Source organism: Pseudomonas sp. NGC7 (genome assembly GCF_047159675.1).
In the GTDB taxonomy this organism is placed as follows: Bacteria; Pseudomonadota; Gammaproteobacteria; order Pseudomonadales; family Pseudomonadaceae; genus Aquipseudomonas; species Aquipseudomonas kermanshahensis.
In genome coordinates, this window is record NZ_BAAFZY010000001.1 from 3,513,318 (window position 1) to 3,532,686 (window position 19,369).

Annotated in this window: 16 protein-coding genes; 5 read left to right on the forward strand and 11 right to left on the reverse strand. The window is 55.0% G+C overall.

All coding sequences use genetic code 11. The annotated features are described in order from the left end of the window. Positions 1 to 238: 238 nt before the first annotated feature. The 6 genes from ACMCNM_RS15750 to ACMCNM_RS15775 all read right to left on the reverse strand — a co-directional run bounded on the left by ACMCNM_RS15750 (position 239) and on the right by ACMCNM_RS15775 (position 7,170). Positions 239 to 2,032 (reverse strand): UvrD-helicase domain-containing protein, encoded by a 1,794-nt coding sequence (locus ACMCNM_RS15750; RefSeq protein WP_412764849.1) that lies wholly within the window; start codon positions 2,030 to 2,032, stop codon positions 239 to 241. Next, positions 2,032 to 3,933, reverse strand: coding sequence for an ATP-dependent nuclease (locus ACMCNM_RS15755; RefSeq protein ID WP_412765929.1), 1,902 nt, complete (start codon positions 3,931 to 3,933; stop codon positions 2,032 to 2,034). The genes ACMCNM_RS15750 and ACMCNM_RS15755 overlap by 1 nt, the downstream gene beginning before the upstream one ends. Positions 3,934 to 4,035: 102 nt before the next feature. Next, positions 4,036 to 4,710, reverse strand: coding sequence for a hypothetical protein (locus ACMCNM_RS15760; RefSeq protein ID WP_412764850.1), 675 nt, complete (start codon positions 4,708 to 4,710; stop codon positions 4,036 to 4,038). Beyond that, positions 4,697 to 5,656 (reverse strand): hypothetical protein, encoded by a 960-nt coding sequence (locus ACMCNM_RS15765; protein ID WP_412764851.1) that lies wholly within the window; start codon positions 5,654 to 5,656, stop codon positions 4,697 to 4,699. The genes ACMCNM_RS15760 and ACMCNM_RS15765 overlap by 14 nt, the downstream gene beginning before the upstream one ends. A gap of 11 nt (positions 5,657 to 5,667) precedes the next feature. Beyond that, complete coding sequence (locus tag ACMCNM_RS15770; RefSeq protein WP_412764852.1) at positions 5,668 to 6,135, reverse strand: hypothetical protein; 468 nt, start codon at positions 6,133 to 6,135, stop codon at positions 5,668 to 5,670. A gap of 213 nt (positions 6,136 to 6,348) precedes the next feature. Next, entirely contained in the window at positions 6,349 to 7,170 is an 822-nt protein-coding gene (locus ACMCNM_RS15775) for an NADPH-dependent oxidoreductase (RefSeq protein ID WP_412764853.1), read from the reverse strand. Positions 7,171 to 7,307: 137 nt separating this feature from the next. Here ACMCNM_RS15775 and ACMCNM_RS15780 point away from each other — a divergent pair, with 137 nt between their 5' ends. Then, positions 7,308 to 7,622, forward strand: coding sequence for a hypothetical protein (locus ACMCNM_RS15780; protein ID WP_412764854.1), 315 nt, complete (start codon positions 7,308 to 7,310; stop codon positions 7,620 to 7,622). 132 nt (positions 7,623 to 7,754) lie between these two features. Here the strand turns inward: ACMCNM_RS15780 and ACMCNM_RS15785 are convergent, their stop codons facing one another. From ACMCNM_RS15785 to ACMCNM_RS15800, 4 genes are all read right to left on the reverse strand, one after another. After that, positions 7,755 to 7,973: an antitoxin Xre/MbcA/ParS toxin-binding domain-containing protein gene (locus ACMCNM_RS15785; protein WP_412764855.1), complete on the reverse strand. Its 219-nt coding sequence runs from the start codon at positions 7,971 to 7,973 to the stop codon at positions 7,755 to 7,757. A gap of 1,010 nt (positions 7,974 to 8,983) precedes the next feature. Beyond that, positions 8,984 to 9,601: a hypothetical protein gene (locus tag ACMCNM_RS15790; protein ID WP_412764856.1), complete on the reverse strand. Its 618-nt coding sequence runs from the start codon at positions 9,599 to 9,601 to the stop codon at positions 8,984 to 8,986. A gap of 36 nt (positions 9,602 to 9,637) precedes the next feature. Then, positions 9,638 to 10,003: a hypothetical protein gene (locus ACMCNM_RS15795; RefSeq protein WP_412764857.1), complete on the reverse strand. Its 366-nt coding sequence runs from the start codon at positions 10,001 to 10,003 to the stop codon at positions 9,638 to 9,640. A 181-nt stretch (positions 10,004 to 10,184) separates the two neighbouring features. Then, complete coding sequence (locus tag ACMCNM_RS15800) at positions 10,185 to 11,315, reverse strand: hypothetical protein (RefSeq protein WP_412764858.1); 1,131 nt, start codon at positions 11,313 to 11,315, stop codon at positions 10,185 to 10,187. Between the two features lie 260 nt (positions 11,316 to 11,575). On the opposite strand from ACMCNM_RS15800, the gene ACMCNM_RS15805 reads away from it, so the two are divergent. From ACMCNM_RS15805 to ACMCNM_RS15820, 4 genes are all read left to right on the forward strand, one after another. Next, complete coding sequence (locus ACMCNM_RS15805) at positions 11,576 to 13,174, forward strand: LA2681 family HEPN domain-containing protein (protein ID WP_412764859.1); 1,599 nt, start codon at positions 11,576 to 11,578, stop codon at positions 13,172 to 13,174. A 484-nt stretch (positions 13,175 to 13,658) separates the two neighbouring features. Further along, positions 13,659 to 14,027, forward strand: coding sequence for a histone-like nucleoid-structuring protein, MvaT/MvaU family (locus ACMCNM_RS15810; protein WP_412764860.1), 369 nt, complete (start codon positions 13,659 to 13,661; stop codon positions 14,025 to 14,027). Between the two features lie 256 nt (positions 14,028 to 14,283). Further along, positions 14,284 to 16,215 (forward strand): ATP-dependent nuclease, encoded by a 1,932-nt coding sequence (locus ACMCNM_RS15815; RefSeq protein WP_412764861.1) that lies wholly within the window; start codon positions 14,284 to 14,286, stop codon positions 16,213 to 16,215. Next, positions 16,212 to 17,879 (forward strand): UvrD-helicase domain-containing protein, encoded by a 1,668-nt coding sequence (locus ACMCNM_RS15820; RefSeq protein ID WP_412764862.1) that lies wholly within the window; start codon positions 16,212 to 16,214, stop codon positions 17,877 to 17,879. The genes ACMCNM_RS15815 and ACMCNM_RS15820 overlap by 4 nt, the downstream gene beginning before the upstream one ends. Before the next feature lie 242 nt (positions 17,880 to 18,121). Here the strand turns inward: ACMCNM_RS15820 and ACMCNM_RS15825 are convergent, their stop codons facing one another. Continuing rightward, on the reverse strand, positions 18,122 to 19,339 hold the full coding sequence (locus ACMCNM_RS15825) for a hypothetical protein (protein WP_412764863.1): 1,218 nt from the start codon (positions 19,337 to 19,339) through the stop codon (positions 18,122 to 18,124). Positions 19,340 to 19,369: the final 30 nt, after the last annotated feature.

Genomic DNA, 19,369 nt, shown 5'->3' on the forward strand with positions numbered 1-19,369 from the left:
AACTAAGGTAAACCTTAGTTTTTAGATCCCGATCTTAGGCAGTGGGTTGCCCAGCCGATTGCGTACGAGGATCTCCCAGAACTCAACATTTGCTTCGTGGTGGGGAGTCCGTCAAGACCGCAGCTGTAGTCCAGGGCCCAAACGACGCATTACCCACCTACCCTCGCTTGCGACGGATGAGCTTAGCCGTTAGGCCTCCACATCGCGATTACGCTTGGGTCACCCCTACCGTAATCATCTACGGGAGCTCGAATCCCAGGCTCTCAAGCACCAGCCGATCTTCAGCCTTCAATTTTTTCACTGCCCAAATCAGCACATGCTTCGGCCGCGAGCTCGCCACATAGGCAAATCTCGCAGCTTCGGAAGTCCGGTCACGCAGCCAGTCCTTCCAGTGCGACAGATGCACGCCTGGTTTCTGTGACGATACAACCACAGTCACGTCGTGTGTTTCACCCTTGACCCCGTGAATCGTCTCGAAACGCAGGCAGTCACGTTGGTCGGTTACATCGGGTACCCCGGCCAACCTTTCCGAGATCAGCATCTTCCCCTGCCCAGAACGGGCTCGCAAATTAAGGCCTCTCAGCCCTTCTAAATGCTTACGCACCTCTACAGATACGAATGTTTGATCTGGCAGCTTTCCAAGCGCAATTTTTGCTGCCCTGGCCCAGTCCGACCAAGTCTGATTACCATCTCCAACACCTTGTTCCACCAAGAACTGGAGACCGTCGTGAAGGAATACACGCCACGCCAGTTTTGACTCTATATCCATAGGGCAGTAAGGGCCTGCTTTCGTCACCTGCAGTTCTAGCCGGGCCGCCAGCCACTTACCGAATGTTTCCAGGCATTGCGCTATGTCCGTCAACCTGCCTGCTTTGAGGTTTAGGCAGGCCAGCGCCAGCAGCTCGATGCCTTCGAAAGCTCTACCATTACGTAAGCGCTGCAGTGTTGCATGTCCGCGTGCAACGACCACCACCTTGTCATGTATCAGGCTCATTTCTCGAATGGCCGGAAGCACCTCCGACGGGCAGTTCTGATACTCGACGACCTTCGGTTTTACTGAAGCGATACGGGGATTGCCCACCACACGGTCGGATTGAAGAATGTTGGAACAGACATCTACGATGGCTTGGCCGCTTCGCCAATTCTCGTTGAGGACGTACTCCTCAAAGCCAAGCTCCTCCATGCGCCGACGCACGCTTGCAGGATTCGATTTCCTGAAACCATAAATTGACTGGTTAAGGTCACCTACAAAATGGAATTTTACGCCTAATCGGCTCAGCCTTTTGACGATCAAAAGCTGCTCAGCCGACAAATCTTGGCACTCATCGACGATCACTAACGGGAAACGACGTGCGATACGCGAGAAGTACTCTTTGAATTTGTCTTCTCGTAGACCCACCAGTGCGAGCACGTCGACGTCGCCGTAGGTCGCAAAGCCACCAGCCCAAAGCCGCTTCTTGGTCGCTGATAGTTCCTCTTTGGTGTCCGCGTCGAACTGGGCCAGGTTGGCCTCTTTATCCCACTTACGATCGTTGGTCGAAAACACGAAGCGTCCGGATCCCAGATCGTAGTTGTACCGGCAGGCTGATACGGTGCGCCCACATATTTTGACCCGCGTACGGTAGATGTCAGCTGACTTGTCGATGATACGAATGCGGAAGTCGCCGTCGCGTCCTTGGAAGCCTGTTATCTCGCTGGCGATACTCGATAGCAGATGTGTGAGCACGAAGCTGTCGAAGGTGGAGATACAGTGCGGCGAGCCTAATGGCTCTCGAAGGTACTTATAAACCCTGCTCTGCAGCTCGTCGGTAGCGCTATTGAGAAAGGTGAGCAAAACAATTCCAGCAGGATGATGGTTCCACTCCTGGATAATCTTGCATACCTTGGCGGCCACTACCTCGGTTTTGCCGCTGCCTGGGCAAGCCCGCAGGTAAACATGTTGATCCAGCGGTGCATCAATGTATCTCTGCTGCTGGTCGGTGAACTCGATGCCGGCTGCTCCCAGTTGGGCTGGCTTCTCCTGTGCTGCCATCAGGCCGCACCTTGTTCCAGACCGCAAGCCCAGAGGACGGCCTGGCGGATATACGTCGGCACTATGAAGCCCGCCCCATTTGCCTCAAGCACGTCTGCGAAAGCTTGAGCGTAGATGCCTTTGCCAATGTCATCGGAGTCAATACGATCCAGCAAGGCGCCAGCGTAAGGCGCTCGTTGGGCGGAGGTCATGGCAGCGAAATCGAGTTCCGCGTCTGCTTTGAGGCTTTTTACCACCGGCCCATCTTGAACCTCCCAGAGACCAGCGGCAACGATCAGCATCGTTTTGAGGTTGTTACCCTCCATTGCGATGTCGTATTCGAAGGTTTTGTACTTGCCTGCAAAAAGCCGTGCGAACTCTGACAGGCCGATGTGCTTCTGCAATCCCAGCGCCGGGTTGTTGCCGACAATGCAGTTGTCTGCATGGGGCAGAAATGGAACGCTCTTTTGACCGCCCTCACCATCGTCCTCAATCACTGACTTTGGAGGATCGTTGTCGGTCAGCCCTGAGCACCTGACAGGAATGTTTTCACCTTGATGCTCGGCTTTGACGTCGCAGAACAGCTGCATGAAGTGGTTGAAATAGATTCCGCCCAGATTGATGACCGACACTCCGTAGTCGTCCAGGGAATTTCGCCCATCGCCGAAGGGCTGCAGTACGATCTTGGCGAGCGCCGGCAAGACCATCGCCTCCGCTATGCCCTCGACTAGGATTGTGCCTTTGGCGAACAGCAGGTTCGACTTCGTCGCATCAAGCCACCTGTCCACAAATTGTCGGCTCTGCGTGGGCAGGCCGCAGTTCCTGAGGGGGACTGCCTTGGGGCGATCGAGGTTAGAAAGATGGATAACGTGATCTACGGATACGGCAGCGGTGATCACAGTCGAGTGGGTGGTTATGATCACCTGCATTCCGCGAGCCTCAGCAGCCTTCTTGAGGTGCCGAAGGAGCCGGAGCTGAAGCTGGGGATGAAGGTGCGCCTCCGGCTCCTCGATTAACAGCAGGCGCAGGTACGTTTTCTCGCCCTGCGCTGCATCGGCTTCGAAGATGAGCTCTGCCAGAATGGAAGCGATGTATAGGAGGTTGTTGTAGCCCAGGCTGTTTTCTTCCAGCGCACGAAATTGTGCTGCGTCAGCTTTGCTCAAGTCTGGAAAGTACAGGAGCCTCAGCCCTTCCACGATTCGAGAGAAGCTCACTTCCGAAAACTGGATCATTGTGCCCTGAGAGAGATGAGCGCCCAGGGCAGCTTTTAGGCTGTCGCCAATTCGCTGGTTGGCGGCTTTGATCGCAAACTTGTCGCTCTCTGACAGCTCGCGATTGAAGTCTCCGACGTGCTGCTCCAGCGGATGCAGAACGCGGGCTTTTCTAGCGGCGTCTATGTCCTTGCGGCAGAGCGCTTTGAGCAGGCGCGCCAAGCGAGACTGGCGCCCTTCTCGCAGCTTGACTTCAGCATCACGTAACGGTGGGAGGTAAACGCAGTGGACGTAGTCCAGCTTCTCGGTTTCAAACGCTTTGGTGTACTCGTGGCCACCGTAAGTATGGTGTTTGAACCTACCACGAGACTCCTGGTTTAGGGCCGTGAACGTGAGTTTTGCCTCGGGTTGGTTGCCGCACCAGGTGTCAAACGCAATGACATCGTTCTTGTCGAGACCGGAGAAGGTCGCCTGAATTTTGATCTCCTCAGCCGCGACATCATCCTTGCTGAATCCCCTGTAGAAATCACGCTCACTGATAACCCGTTTGCCCGACTCGGAGTCATTGAAGAGCTGTCGTATCGCGCTGACGACGCCAGTCTTGCCGGCCCCGTTTTCGCCGACCAGAACGTTCAGGCCGTCATGGAGTTCGATCGAGAACGTCTCCCCAAAGCATTTGAAGCCCCGAACATCCAGCGTACGTAAATACATGAGTATCCCTTCTTCATGAACTGCTAAATAGCCGGGTTTGAGCCGTGCCATCTCTATTGTCAAAGTGACATAGAGCCAGGTCAGCTCGTTTGTGGTGCCTGGTCAGGAAAAGCACATCATCAGCGGTCGTGCCACCTCAGGTGCCATCAGCTTGGAAAGCTCTTCTATTAACCATGTCGCGCAAGGCCACAGTGCCTGTACAGCCAGCAGCACGGTGAAAACGAAAAACGCCCGCAGGAGGTAGTCATGCGCCAGCTTGATATGGCTCACCTTGGCGTTGTTGCCCGGGTAGTTTTCGATGACTTTAATGGCGATAGACTTGGCCAAGCTCGCGACGGGTTGTTGCGTGCTCCAGCAGCGTGAAATATCGCCGGCCCCTACCGTGTGGGCATTTCTCACGCGCAGTACGCAGAACGCGCTGTACCCCGCTCGAAGGACATACGCCACTGCAAGCGCAAACACCGCTAGCGACAGGGCGCCAAGGGCTTTACTGGTCTTGTCGCTCCAAAGGGTCGGCAATAACGACACCAACACTGGGATGAGTGCAGTTACTGCCGCAAGGTAGACCCCAGCTTTCGTGTCAGCACCTTTACGACGCTCCTGTTCAGCGTCGTACATCCGGCGCGCCTCTTCCAACGCTATTTCGCTTTGCAGATCCCAATTGCCGTCGTTGACAGATGCCTTCCACCCATCGCGCATTTGGTCATTTGCCGCAACCTGTTCAGGCGTAGGTGGAACCAGGGTCGGCCAAAACAACTGCCTATCAAACCGGGCCATTTCGGATCATCTCCAGCTCATCAACGATTGCCGCAGCTATTGGGTATCCGGTTTGATTTTCGATCCAGGCCCACTGACCGTTTGGATTGATCTCCAAAAACCACAGCTTTTCATCCCGGTCGCACACGAGATCAATAGCGCCATACCGTAGATTCAGACAGCGTACCAACTCCCGACATTGAGCAACTACTTCATCGGGCAAGCGGATGGCCTCGTGTCGCAAGTCAGGGCGACTACCCCGTCGCCAGTCAACCTCGGTTTCTTCGTTATCTTGAGACCAGATGGCCGTGGCGAACACCTGAGCGCCAACGACAGTGACTCGGACATCATATTTTTTCGGCACCTCAGCCTGGATAATCAACGGCGCAAGGCCAAGGGCAGGCGCATCTGCCTCGGTCAATGGCTGCAGCCGTGAGGTGAACATCACCTTTTCCAGTGCGCCCGGCAATACCGCTTGCCGCAGAGGCTTACCAATGGCCTTTCCCTCTGCCGTCAGTAACTCTGCGGCCTTCAGCTGGTTGGTGATGGCGGTATCCGGGATATTGAAACCGAGCCGGCGCGCAATCAGGAGCTGTCGTGGTTTATCTTCAGCCAGAAAGATCTGAGTAGGGTCACTGAACCAGCGACTCTCCAGACGAAAATACAGGCTCTTCAGAAAGCTGCTCCATTCGGCCTCAATGTAGGCACGTTCACCCGCATCCAGAACTGTCTCAGGAGCTTGTGGCGAGCCAGGCCTTCGAAAATAGGCAGCGGTCACGTCATGCCCCGTGATTCGCTTTCCTTCCAGCTTAATTGCCCAATCGTTCATGGCGCTGACGCCCAGCGTGCTTTGGGACAGAGGGAGCAGTTCAGTGTTCAGCCTGAAATAAGGCAAGCCTCGCCGTTGGAGCTCTGCGACGACGAAGTCCATAGTTATGTCGCGGCGATTAGTGACCAGCAGAAACATGGTGGAAAGCCTCAATCCAAGTAAAAGCGCTCATCGAGGCCGAATTGCATATCCCCTGGATCATCGTGCTCAAGCTCCGCCTCGGTTTTGGTCATTAGCTCCAGCATGGCGTAGCTGTCACCCGGGTCATCCTCTTCGATCACCGTATCGGTCTTGGTCATCAGTTGGAGCAGATGAGAGGCCTGCCCCCTGGAGGTGAGATCGTCGTCACTTTCAGGCTTGGAGTATGTTTTTGTGAGCGTTTCGAGCGTCACGAACGAGTCATCATCCTCTTCACTATTGACCTTCGTCTTGGTGAGAAGCTCGTCCAGCGCTCCACGAGCAATAACTGGCTTAATACCATTAGGTGTCTCAACAACCCACATATCGTGCTGAGTCGAGTAATAGCCTGGCAGATTTTCGCTACCTGTTCTCGGCACAGCGTTTCTAACGAGAAGGGGTGAAACTGCCTTGTATGCGGGGATGGAGGCTGTAGGCATTACGCTTAACTCCTGTATGGCGATGTGCCAACATATTACGGCGAACTGAGGGATTCGTCATTCTCGTACCTGCTGAGCACCTCTAGGTCAGTGTGTTGCGTTCCTTCGCAGCCCCAATACTCCATCAAACCCTCCACGCCCCGTGCTTTATGTCATTGCGGCACGGAGGATCTTGCACAGGTCTTTCCACGGCAGTTGTGCTTCAGTAGCGCATCAGCGAAGCCCAAAGCCCATTCGCGCCAGCTCACCCAGAAGCTCCTCACGCCCATGCAGACTCGACACATTCCGGAGTCTGCTGATCACTTGCTCCGACCAGCCGGAAGCATTCATTCCTTCTCGCTGATAAAACGCACCCAGGCGCGCATCGTATTCCGAGATGACGCCTTCCTCGCCAGCGATCGTATATGTTTCGTGATGCAGTACGGCTTGCTGCGGTAGCCGCGGTTTTACCTTTGCAGGTCGGTCAGGTGATGGATAACCGACGCATAGGCCGAAGACGGGATAGACCTGGGGAGGCAGACCCAGCTCATTTGCAACCCCTTCGATATCGTTACGGATGCCACCGATGTATACGCTGCCAAGCCCCAGTGACTCCAAAGCGACAACAGCGTTCTGAGCGGCCAACGCTGCGTCGATTGTGCCTAGCAGCAAGCTTTCCAGGTACGGTAGTGCTTCCAGCTCTACCCCCGCCTGCTCCGCTATGCGCGAAACCCGGGACAGGTCTGCGAGCCAGACCAGGAACAATGGGGCTTGATAAATATAGGCCTGATTGCCGGCCAGGCCGGACAGGCGCTTCTTGCGATCGACATCTTGAACGGCGACGACACTCCAGACCTGGAGATTGGAAGATGTCGATGCAGACTGGGCAGCTGCGACAAGGGTCTCGATCGTGCCATCAGGCAAGGGTTGATCAGTGAACGCCCGAACACTCCGGCGATCAAGGAGTTGCTCGATGACCTCATTCCATTGCGTGGGCGGCGAGATGTCAGTTGCGCCGTAGCGGGCACTGAGCTTGGACTGTGCGTTGACTGTCATCAATATGCTCCAAAAGGGCCGAAGGCTATCAAATTGATGCCCGCGTAACACTCCCACCATGCCAAGTTTCATTTACCATGCCGTCAGCCGAGTTCGGACACGGACAGTTCGACAACATCCAGATATAGGTACTTTTTTTGGAAGCAAAACCGCTCACGGCCCGCGAGGCTTATCAGATCCTGCGGGACATCGCCCTCGGGGTTCGTAGCATGCGCCGTCTAGGTGGGCAGTCTTGGGCTGAGATCTACTGCGGTTTGATGACGGTGGAGGCCGATGGCTGGGTGCTCACGTTCTACAACGACTGTGACACGCTCGACTATTGCGACAGCTGCTACAGCCCGGAGGGACGTGCCTACATTTTCGACTCGCTGCAGTCGTACAGTACAGACCCCGTAGAGCTGCTGAGCACTTGGGAGCATGCGCAGCTGGAAAAGCTGTTGGGTGTCGTGTAGCCGGCCACCGGGGAGCGGCTGGGGTTTTGTTTGGTAGACGGTCGGCTTACGTTTGGGGTTCGAAGCGGGCCCTTGTTGGAGCCGCCCGGCTCAATGTCCAAACTTCCATCTAAAGGGCATCGTCTAGGCAACTCACGCAACAAACCCATGCTCCAAGCGCCTGATAAACTCGATGACCGTGTCCGTTTCCAGCCTGGTTGTGATCATGGCGCCAGGAGCTTTGCCACCAAACGCTGTAACGGGACGCGTCATCCATTGCAGAGCTGCATCAAGATCGCGGCCAAATAGACTCTTTGCTGCTTCGAGTATTTCCAGGTAACGGTCGTGTTGCTCGAGGGACAAGGTACTCATCTGAAGGCTCGCTCCGCTTTGGCGATGTACAGGCCGGGCATGTTGCTGTGCGAAGGTTAAACGAGATCATTGGCCAGGGTACGATTAAAAGATAGGCTTCGTTGGTAAGCGATCCTCTTGCATCATCGTCCTCGCTGGGCTTGGCCAGAGAACCTAGCGTCGATCAGCGCCAGACCTCTCGCGAGCCAGGCCCGTCAGACGGCCCCACAGCCGGAGGCTGAGCAACCCTAGCCTGCTCACGATCTAGGTGATCATCTTTGCGATCGTTGTCCGAAAGATACTCAGTGCACGCCCAGTGGCATGGGATAGTTGAAATGGACACTCAAGGCTAATCGAGCAAGCTCAGATCATTGGCGGGCCTGGCTCCGGCTAGCCCCCCGGAGGAATACGGCCATGCTCGCCCAAAGGCGTTGCCGCAGACTTCGCTTCGCTGCTTGGCCCACTTTCTCCAGTCGTTCAACCCTTGCAATCATCCGTGCGATGGCAAGTCTTGCCCGGCGTCGGCGTCCATTCCCTCTCATCCACTGGTCTCCCAAAAATGACCTGGTTACGGCGTAGCGTGATCGAAAGAATGGTTACCGTACACGACGTAAAAAACCACGGCTACCTATCAAGTTGATGGCGAGTTCTCACTCAACCTCACCTCGCCGGCGGTCGAGTACGCTTCGTGGTGCAGCACTGCCTTCTGGGGTTAGCCGCCGCTTACCTTCGTAGGTCGGTCAGTGGATGGATAACCGATGCATCATCCTGTCGTTCCGAAGGGTTAATACTGGCCTGATTCGGGCACGCAGCGTTCTGAGCCGCACGATTCAGCGCTAACTGCTCTTGCATCCATTGCCCTGCCAATTTGAATTCTTGCATCATGTCCAAGAACTCTTTGTCAGTCAGAGCCCTGGGAGTATCTGCCCTCAAGGTGCGCCTCCAAGCAACGAACCGGCTGGGAGCAGAATACTTGATTTTCAGAGCGGCATCGCTTCCGTTGCCCGAACCTAAAAAGGCACTTTGGTGATCTAAATTCCTGCTCCGTCCTGGACATAATCAAACGTCCAGTCAGCAAGGCCCTCACAGCCATAAGCCAGATAGTCTGGTGGTGTTACTACTCTTGGATCAGTCCCTACTGACAATGCGGCAAGCCCTGCACTCTGGGCCGATGGGAGTAAGTCGTCCCACCAGGAGATTCGGATAGCATGATTCTCACAGGCCAGCGAAAGCCGCAGCAGCATATCCTCAAGCTTTGCACCCCTGATAAACCCTTCCTGCATGGACTCGCGCACCCACTGACAGGATTGGTCGCTCGACTCATGCCAAGCGAGCACATATGCCCAACCGTCCTGCGTGGGGGCGGTAAAGAATGTCAGTAAGTCGAGCGCCTCGGCCTCTAGCCCGAGATCCTGAAGCTTGCGACCAAGAAAGTCATAATCAGGGAAAAGCAGCCCTGAGGCCTGTATCGAACAAGGGGAGCTCGACCTAAAAGCGATGAATCGAAACTCCGCGAAATTGCCTTGTGAGATCGCCGCATCGTATATGAGCTTGTGTCGGTGGAGGTGTTGAAAACCAAATGCCTGCCCTTGAGCTGAATCCACAAGCAATTGGCGGTTTGCCTGAGGTACGTCAGGGTGGTCGATCATCTCTGCTAGAGAGCGTGCGGCGTTTTCTTTGACGAATTACTCACGACAAACACTGCGGTAGGCATAGAGAGCTATCTGTTCGTGATCGAATACCAGTGGTCTGTCATCGATCGGTGCGAACAACCTGTTGTCGTGGTGCTTGCACATACCACGGAAGGTGGACACCTTGTTGATGCCCACTTTCTTCAGTTGAGGCTTACCCCCGGTGGATTTCAACGTGGTGAGATCGGCGGACAGCTGGTAGACATGTCCCCGCTCTACGATCAGGTTGAGCTGGCCACCTTTCTGGATGGAGTGCGCGGAGATGATGGCGTCGCAACGGGCCCCTTTGTCGTAATGAAGGCATCGCCCCCTGTTGCGCTGCTGCGCCATTGATGTCTGATGCGCATGTGTGAAGGACATGTCGGTCTCTACTGGGGTGGGGACTGGAATAGCACTTGTTTCGGTATTGTTAGCGATGGCTAGGGTGCCATTCAACTACGTCGGAGAGTCGAGTTCGATCAGACCTGTTGGTGGATTTAAGGATTCATGAGCCTAACCCCAAACGCGATCATTGCTAGCGCTGTAGCCCTCATTCACAGGCCTAGCGTAATCGTTCTGCGAAGAGCGGCAGGAAAAGCTCGGATTCAGCTACCTGCCACCAGACCTTGTTTTCTTCTTCGTCGACGGCTGCCAGCAGGTCGTGGGCCAGAAAAACTTCAAATCCCGCGCGGGTGACCTTGTCCTCGGCGCTGAACTCGTAAAGCCCCGCTTGGACAAGCAGCTTCTTGACGATCAGGGGCAAAAACCAGGCGGAGAAAATGAGGTGGTTATGGCGAGGCCAGATGCTTCCCTTCTCACCATTTGCGGGGCCATGTGCTGCAGCGTTACGAGCGGCACAGAAATCATGAACCCAGGCGTCGAGCGGGCGATCTACGTGCTTGTCCCAGTGTTTGCGCCACCAAGACTCGTCCAGACTCCCTTTATGCCAGATGGGCGGATTCGGTAGCTCTTCGAAGTGTTCGTTGATGCCTCTGCGGAAGGCAGCTTTGTCATGCGGAACGTCGAGCAGCGTGTCTATGGCAACCCTCATCAAAATCAGCTCGGATCGCTCGTCCATGGATGGGGCATCGGTGTTGGCTCTGAGAAATGACACGATCGCCTCATCGATGCGTTCCTTCAGCTGCCCATCAGGTAGTTTGAGTAGTGCTTCGAGTAGTGGCGCGTCGAGCGAGATCCGCGCGCGATTGTCGATGTGGTACGGGCGAATGAACTTGAGACCTCCACTCCCCGCCAGCATGTTTTGTGTTACACCGTCACGCCGGCGCGTGGTCATACAGGAATGAGCCGGTGACGCAACATCAAACCGCTGTGCAACGACCTGAAGTGTGTCGGCGTTGCAGTAGTCGAAAGTTGAGCACAGCGATCGACCTACCAAGGCAGAGAAGGCGAGATACGAACACTGAACCAGTCGCTGCTGGATCTGGGCATCCGAAGCCTCAAGGCCTGGTGTGTCTTCATCCCAAATGATGACCACAGCTTGCTGGATTGGCTGTGAAGGCTGAGAGCCGAAACCTCTGTCGCCGTAGTTGCCTAGTACGCCGTCGAAAGCTTCTTGCGGTATGCCCAGGAACTCACCCGGGAGTCGACCTCGCTCGTAGGGGATCAAGCGGAGATCTGCGATTCGCAGCTCTTCAGCAGCAGATACCCAAGGTAGAAAGAACACCACTGCCATAGTAATTCCCTTCAGTTAGTCACAGGCTGAATGATCTTAGACCGCCGATCATTGCCCAACGGGGCTGGTGTCTGCCGAAGCGGTGAGCACCTCAGAATCTAGGGGGCTCTATGTTGCGGCGAGTTCAGCGCTATGAGGACGCTTGTGCATGAGCCGTCCGACTAACGCTGGCATCGCACCACCCTTGGATAGAGCGGTTGTAGCCGCTGATTGTTTTCAAGCCAGCTATGATAGTCAGCTTCTCATCGCGGTGATTACCCATGGACGATTTCGCTCGCCGTTTTGCTGAGCAGGGTTATGAGCCCCACGCAGACGACCGCTCTCACATTCTGAAGGCATTGAATGAACAGCTCCGCAGCTCAGGTGACTCTCCTCGTCTTAGACGCCTCTATGACTCCTTGATCGATGCTGCAGATGACGGCGCCGATGAAGGCATCTTGCGTCATGCGAAGGAGCTAGCGGACTTAGTGGCTTCGCGCATCGAGCCGGAGAACGGATGTCTCGTTTTCTACTCATGTTCCAATGCATGGGCCGCGCTGAGGAAGCTGGAGGTGCAGTCATGGGAGGACGATACCCTTGACCACCCTGCTCTACTCAAACAGCTTTATTTCCTGCGCGCCTCTATACAGCACCCAGGGTTTAAAGAGCTGGCACCAATGCTTCGCTCCAGAATTCACTGCAACCTAGGCAATGCGCTCAGGGCGTGTGGACGATGGATCGAGGCGCTTGGGGAATGGCGCAACGCGTTGAAGGATAATCCGATCCTGGGTATGGCCCTGGGCAACCTTGGCATTGGCTTGGCTCAATATGGCACTGCGCTTTACGACCCTGGTCATACCTATTGGCTCCTTGTGCATGCCCGGCGCAAGCTGGAGTCAGCCATCGCGGGTGGCGTGGGGCGTGATGGCGCTACCTATCCTGAAGCGATCGAGTTTTTCAAATCGCATCACGCCAGGCTAGCCGAGTCCGTTGACGACAATGATGACGCAGAGCTGTTAGAGCACAGCCTTGGTTCCTCGAAGGAGGAACGGCGTTACCGGCGATGGTGCCTTGAGGAAGAGTTATTCCTTAACCCCATGAACGACCTGGGAGCGTTCCCCGTCGCCGCGCAAGACGTACTGAGGTTACCCGGTCATGACGCCAAGTCTGGAATCACGTACCTCGGCTTTTACAACCAGCTGAAGCAGGAGTACGGGTTCGCCCGTCATTGTCTTTACCTGGGCGATCACGCCAAACCCGGTCATGTGGCTGACAGGGGTATGTCGCTCGCCTTCAATTGCGATTACGCGCTCTACGGCATGGGTCTAGAGCAGATCAAGACTGCCTATCGCAGCGCCTATTCGTTGCTGGATAAGCTTGCCTACTTCATCAATGCCTACTGGAAACTGGGCATACCCGAGAAGGCGGTAGCATTCCGGACTGTATGGTTCAAAATCGGAAAAAATGGCCGTCTACTCCACCCGCGGGTTGTGCGTGATGAATTCATATCCACCCGGAATCTCCCGCTTCGAGCGCTCTATTGGGTATCTCAAGACATCTACTCCAAGGAACTGAAGGATGTGGCTCGACCTGATGCTCAGGCTCTTGATGAATTGAGAAACCACCTTGAGCATAAGTACGCCAAAATCGTGGATTCTTGTCACTGGATTGGCGAGTCTTCAGGGCTCTGGACTGATCACTTGGCATTTGTGCTCGACAGGGATGACCTCGCCGCGAAGAGCCTGTTGATGCTGAAGCTGTCCAGGGCCGCGCTTATCTATCTGTGCCTGGCAATGCACTTTGAGGAATCGCAGCATAAGCCTGAAGGCCCGGTTGGGGAGTTGTCAGTAGAGGACTACCCGGACGACCTCAAAACCTGAGGCTGGCGGCGACTGCACCGTCATTTAATTTGGCTGAACCAGCCGACAGAGAGAAATTTTGAGATCGCAAGCCGCGGGCTTACCCCATCGATTCGGATGCTTATGAACAACAGGGCACCCGTTTCCACACCCACTTACACCCATTTCGGGATGCTTACACGGGATAGTCTCCCATCGGCTCACGGACTCGTGACGTGCAGGTAGGTGCAGTGTCGTTGAACGACTTGTGAGGAATGGGGATTTTTGAGGTCAAACTGTGCTTGAGTACATTTGTACTCCTCCATTGCCTCTCTGTTCCTACCTCTCTAATACCTTGGCTTCTCTAGCTCGCGTCAATGGCCATACTGTGATGATGTTCGACTCTTTCCGACGACTTTGCGCTTCGCGCAATGGCTCTTTCGGCCTCAGGCATCGGCTTGAACGTGCGCATTGATGGCCTGTAGCCCCACACCTATACTCGACGCACCATATACAGGAGTATCAAATGTCCAGACTTGCCGAATTCCGTGCGCTGGAGCAACAACTGGCTGCTCAGCTGGCCGAACTTGAGACCCTCAAAAACGATGATGGCCTGAAGCGCGAAATCGAATTTGAACAAAAACTCCGTAGCCTGCTCTCGGAGTACGGCTACAGTCTGCGCGATATCATAGCCATTCTTGACCCACAATCTGTCAGTCGACGTGCAACAGCTGCTGTGGCTGAAAAGTCCACCCGCAAGCCCCGTCAGCTTAAGGTCTATAAGAACCCACATACAGGCGAGCGCGTCGAGACCAAGGGTGGTAACCACAAGACCTTGAAAGAGTGGAAAAGCCAGCATGGTGCCGACGAAGTCGAGAGCTGGTTAGCTAAGTAACCCTTCAGAAGCAAAGATTAGGGGCCTCGTGAAGGCCCCTTTTTATTTACCCAGAACAGTGTGCCTCTCTGGCGATCCAACAACTCCCGCCGACTGCGCGCTCCAGGTACTGGCCCAGATTCCCTCAAGGCTGAGCCCTGCCTAGTCACCCAAGCATTGCATGTCGTATCTTGTAGCGGCACGGTGCCACCTCCTCACCCCAGTTTTTTCGTGAGTCACGAGCGAGCCATTAGGAGGAGCCGAAAGGAATCATTACATGAAGCTTTGCAGTCTGCGCGTGAGCGGTTTTCAGTCATTTGGCCAGGAAGTTACGGAGATCACCTTCGAGGGCGTCACATACCTCCTAGGGCCCAATGGAGCAGGGAAGACGGCGACACTGCAGGCATTGGCACGGATGTTTGGCTTCGAACCAGGCTTGCGTCGCCTCCGTCGAGCAGATTTCCATGTTCCGTTAGCCGAGCAGGAGGTACCTGCTCAGCGCTCGCTCTGGATCGAAGCGGACTTCATGTTCGACGAAACGCTGGATGATGAGGAAGACGACACTGTACCGCCGTTCTTTACGCAAATGACGCTGCAGACGGCTGATGGGGTTCCCCGTATTCGCTATCGCCTAGAAGGTGTTCTCCATACTGATGGCGAGGTAGAGGAGCGTTTACTCTATGTGACGCGGACGGACGAGCATGGGCAGCCCACGACCCTCAAGCCCGTGGCGAAGCGTGAACGAGACGAGATACACGTTCATTACCTACCTGCTCGCCGGGATCCCGCTGATCATATTGCCTTCGGTGCCAGTGCGCTTCTAGGCCGCCTCCTTCGAGCCGTCAACTGGAGCGATGACCGGGACTCAATCAAGCAGCTCACTGAGCAAATCACTGAGTGTTTGTCGGAAAACGAGTCGATCAAGACCTTGAGCTCAAGCCTCAGCGGTGCGTGGCAACGCCTTCACAAAGGCGACTTCTTCGCGAATCCATCCCTCACCTTCGCGAATTCTGAAATCGAGGCCATCCTGCGGCACCTTTCGATTTCCTTTACCCCTGGGCACGGTGAAAGCCATGTGGATTACGCAAGGCTGAGTGATGGCCAAAAGTCGATGCTATACCTCTCGCTGGTGCTTACGTCCCTCAGCATTGGTAGCGAGGTCAGATCAGGGCAGAACACCTCGTTCGATCCCCTCAAGCTGAAACCTGCCGCCTATACGATTCTGGCGGTCGAAGAACCTGAGAACAGCCTGTCTCCCCATTACCTGGGACGTATCGTGAGCGCCCTAAAATCATCCGTGGGCGTGGACGCTCAAGCATTGATCGCCACGCAGGCCCCGTCAATGCTCAGACGAGTTGAGCCTGACCAGATCAGATACCTGCGTCTGAATGCAAAGCGAGAAACGGATGTATCGACCATCCTGCTCCCAGATAAGCGCAGCGACGCATACAAGTTCGTCCGAGAAGCAGTCCAGGCATTTCCCGAACTCTATTTCGCACGCCTGGTGGTTCTTGGTGAAGGTGACAGTGAAGAAATCGTGCTGCCTCGCATCCTTCAAGCCAAGGGCGCTCCCGTTGACGAATACGCAGTGGCGATCGCTCCGCTAGGGGGGCGCCATGTCAATCACTTCTGGCGGCTGCTGAACGCGCTAGGTACGCCCCACATTACCCTGCTCGACCTCGACGTGGGTCGCTATCAAGGAGGCTGGGGACGTGTGAACTACGTACGTGACCAACTCAACAATTTTGATCCCGCTCGCAGTATTCCCGAGGAGTGGCCGCGCGTCGCTTGGAATCATCCTGAAATACTAGTAGGAACTCATCACTGGTATTCAATTGGCTCGGACAAACAGGCCGACTTGTTCGAGGAGCTGGAAAACCGAGACGTGTTTTTCTCGGAACCTCTGGATCTGGATTTTGCAATGCTTAAAGCGTTTCCCGATGCCTTTGACGCTGAGCTATCGCCCCCCACACCACACGACCATGTAACTGTTCTTGGCAAAAGCCACTTCAATCCGGATCAGTACGATGATGAGGAGCAGCAACTCTTCGCTGCCTACCACAAGCTATTCAAGCTGAGCAGTAAGCCCACAGCCCACTTGGATGCCTTGGGCAACCTCACTGACGCAGAGCTGTTAGCTTCTCTGCCGCCGTCCCTCAACCGGTTGGCAGACAGGGTCAAAGCCAAGCTTGAGGAATCGCCCGAGTGATTTCTCATGATCAATGGGTTCCGTCTCCTGGTGTGCGCCTGGAAAAAAATGCATGGAGCGTAGTTCGCGAGCTTGATCGGTCGATCCTGCTCACTGCGGGGCCTGGTGCTGGCAAGACCGAAGTGCTCGCGCAGCGTGCTGATTATCTTCTCCGAACCAATAGCTGCCGGTTCCCCAAGCGAATCCTGGCGGTGTCGTTCAAGACAGATGCCAGCCGTAACCTGCAAGAGAGGATTCAGCTTCGCTGTGGCTGGAGCTTCGCATCGCGATTCGACAGTGTGACATTCCATGGCTTCGCGAAACGGATCATCGATAAATTCCTCCCCGTCCTTGCGGAGGAAGGCTTGAGCCCGGATTACTCTATCGGTACCGAGGCCATCCCGGGCAAGCAGATCACTTTCAAGCAATTGCTGCCCCTCGCCATCAAGATCATTCACCGTAGCGAAGTCGCACGAAACGCAATTCGCAAAACCTATGCGCATGTGTTCCTGGACGAGTTCCAAGACTGCACTGCAGATCAATACGAACTCATCAAGCTGCTCTTTCTTGACACGGGGATCTACCTCACCGCGGTAGGGGATCGTAAGCAAATGATCATGGGGTGGGCCGGAGCGCTGGAGGGTATCTTCAAGACATACGCGACTGAGTTCAACGCCCTTCCCCTCCACCTCTACGCGAACTTTCGATCGAAGCCCAATCTGCTGCGTGTTCAGAATGAAATCATCCGAGAAATTGATCCAGCGGCAGTAACGCCGGCGGAGCTGATCTCGGGCGATGAGGGAGAGATCTTGGCTGCTCATTTCCAGCACTCCTTTCAAGAAGCGAAGGTATTGGCTGACAGCATTCGCCATTGGATTAAAGCGGGAGTGCCACCACGCGAAATCGCGGTGCTGATGCCGCGCCAGGTAGACGACTATGGCTCGGCGCTGATGGCAGAACTCGGTAACCATGGGATCGCATCCAGGAACGACAGCGAGTTACAGGACTTGCTGAAAGAGCCGGCAGCGCGGCTGGTAATCGACTATCTCACCTGCCTTTATGGAAAAGGCCAATCGGATGCATGGGGGCGTCTGATGGACTTGTTCACACCCTACGAAGAAGCTAGTCGTGATCACCTTCATAGGTTGTTTGAAACGACCTACCGCGGCCATGTGCGTCAGGTGAGGGCCGCTAGCAGGACATCCTCCCCGTATGAGGACTGGTGGACACTAACAAGCGGCTTCCTGAGGGACGTAGGATATCCAACTCTGACTGCACTCTCAGGAGACTACGAGTCGAAGCCACGGTTGCATGAAGTCGTTCGCGACATCAGAAATCGGGTCGATGCGTTGCTCGCTACCGAGAAGACTATTCCCAGTGCACTCGCTCGGCTTTCTGACGACCAGGCGGTGCGTTTCCTTACGATCCACAAGAGTAAAGGGCTTGAGTTTCACACGGTCATCATTCTCGGCGTGGAGACCCAGGCGTTCTGGGGCAAGCTCGCGGAGGAGCGTTGCGTCTATTTCGTGGGCGTCTCACGAGCTAAGGTACGACTACTGATCACAACGGCAGATTATCGACCCAAACCCAAGAGCGCAGGTCGCTGGACGGAGAACCGCAGCCCGCATGCTGAGTTCGTTTCCCATGTGACAAGGCATCTCACTGGTCGACTACCGCATTTGTAAAACGAGCAAGGATGTACGTCATGGCTATGATGCGCCGCCCTCAACTAAAAGGTGGACTCGGAATGGCGTACTCAGCGGTGTGGCTGACGCAAGGCAGGCGTATTGCTTGGCACTGATCTCCGCCTAGGGCGCGGAGGTAGATGGAAGCGCAGCTCGTCCAGCACCAGTCGACCGCAGCCATCCGCCTGTTCTTCGTCAAACTACGACTGCCCAGATATCGGCTTCAGAGGTCGAGCCCCTGCTCAGCGCTTGGACAAATGCTTAGCCTTCGGCCACATAGGCGCTGGAGATTTTCCGCTAGCCCAGCTTTTTGCCAGACTCCTCGGCGTGTAGAACCAGGTAGCTTGGTAGCTTTTGATGTCTGATAAACCTGTGAGAAAAGCCTTGTCCTCGGTAACTACGAGCGCTGGCATTTTTAAGAAACGATAGAGGTCGAAGTCGATGCCATCGTTACATTTTTTTTCATCGTCGGGGTCATACCCGTTTTTTGTCTGCTGCATTCGCGTGAACTGTCTCCAGCAGTACACGAGTTCGAGATGGCTGCGCATTTTATCGGTGAAATCACCCGAGTCGTTTACCTCGAAAGATTTCATAAATCCTTCGCTGATCTGAGGCCCAATTGCTTTCCAACTGAGTAATTGATCCATCCATGTCGCCCAGGCTATTTCTGGATCGCATTCGGACGTCGACACTTGGGTCTTTTGGAACACATATTCAGTGTAAAAAACCATCACACCGGGGATGTCTACCTGGTCAATCGATCGGAGTGCCTCGCCAATGCTCACAACCATAGCAGCAGGGATCGGGTCAAAGGCATCAATCAATTCCTCATCAAGATGTGCCGACAGAGCGCGAAGGGCTTGAAGTGTCTTCAACGCTTCCTCAGCCGGCATACCCATTAATCCTTGGAGTAATCCTGATTCATCCAGCGTGCGGAGAATTGCGAGTTGCGCTCGCTTGACCGCTCGGATTGAGTTGACCCCGTCCTGCCAATCTTTGAGCATTGATCGCCATTCATTGCGCGCTGCCTCCAGCACGGCTTCAGCAGAGTCTGGTTGATATCCAGCGCGAGTGCAGTGAAGCAACTCATCCCAAGCTTGTTTGGAGCGCGTACGGCATTCCTCTTCGTTCCATGAAGTTGGATGGCGCTGAATCATACCTTGCACGTCGCTTCGCCCCAGAATGATCGGAAAATCCAGATTCAAGAATCGGGACAGCCGCGAGCACATGCGATCGAACTCTCCGACTAGAATCGCTCCTTTACGGCGTTGGTTTATCAGCTCCGCAAAGGTGCCATCGGCAAGCGAAAATGAGTAACCCTGGTTGGACATTTCTTCGAACGTGCAAACCCAATCAGGGCAATCGCTCTCATGGGCAAGCTCACGTACAGGCGAGGTATCCAGGACGACCATGATCTGTTGGTCGTCGATAATAAGACGAGGTGGGAAGGCAGTGGTCATTAATGCTCCTAGTTGTCTGTCAGCTTTTCC

What these genes read in the sequence shown, in the direction of transcription:
- ACMCNM_RS15750 (WP_412764849.1), bottom strand. Translation starts at nt 2,032, where the DNA reads ATGGCAGCACAGGAGAAGCCAGCCCAACTGGGAGCAGCCGGCATCGAG.
- ACMCNM_RS15755 (WP_412765929.1), bottom strand. Translation starts at nt 3,933, where the DNA reads ATGTATTTACGTACGCTGGATGTTCGGGGCTTCAAATGCTTTGGGGAG.
- ACMCNM_RS15760 (WP_412764850.1), bottom strand. Translation starts at nt 4,710, where the DNA reads ATGGCCCGGTTTGATAGGCAGTTGTTTTGGCCGACCCTGGTTCCACCT.
- ACMCNM_RS15765 (WP_412764851.1), bottom strand. Translation starts at nt 5,656, where the DNA reads ATGTTTCTGCTGGTCACTAATCGCCGCGACATAACTATGGACTTCGTC.
- ACMCNM_RS15770 (WP_412764852.1), bottom strand. Translation starts at nt 6,135, where the DNA reads ATGCCTACAGCCTCCATCCCCGCATACAAGGCAGTTTCACCCCTTCTC.
- ACMCNM_RS15775 (WP_412764853.1), bottom strand. Translation starts at nt 7,170, where the DNA reads ATGACAGTCAACGCACAGTCCAAGCTCAGTGCCCGCTACGGCGCAACT.
- ACMCNM_RS15785 (WP_412764855.1), bottom strand. Translation starts at nt 7,973, where the DNA reads ATGAGTACCTTGTCCCTCGAGCAACACGACCGTTACCTGGAAATACTC.
- ACMCNM_RS15790 (WP_412764856.1), bottom strand. Translation starts at nt 9,601, where the DNA reads ATGATCGACCACCCTGACGTACCTCAGGCAAACCGCCAATTGCTTGTG.
- ACMCNM_RS15795 (WP_412764857.1), bottom strand. Translation starts at nt 10,003, where the DNA reads ATGTCCTTCACACATGCGCATCAGACATCAATGGCGCAGCAGCGCAAC.
- ACMCNM_RS15800 (WP_412764858.1), bottom strand. Translation starts at nt 11,315, where the DNA reads ATGGCAGTGGTGTTCTTTCTACCTTGGGTATCTGCTGCTGAAGAGCTG.
- ACMCNM_RS15805 (WP_412764859.1), top strand. Translation starts at nt 11,576, where the DNA reads ATGGACGATTTCGCTCGCCGTTTTGCTGAGCAGGGTTATGAGCCCCAC.
- ACMCNM_RS15810 (WP_412764860.1), top strand. Translation starts at nt 13,659, where the DNA reads ATGTCCAGACTTGCCGAATTCCGTGCGCTGGAGCAACAACTGGCTGCT.
- ACMCNM_RS15815 (WP_412764861.1), top strand. Translation starts at nt 14,284, where the DNA reads ATGAAGCTTTGCAGTCTGCGCGTGAGCGGTTTTCAGTCATTTGGCCAG.
- ACMCNM_RS15825 (WP_412764863.1), bottom strand. Translation starts at nt 19,339, where the DNA reads ATGACCACTGCCTTCCCACCTCGTCTTATTATCGACGACCAACAGATC.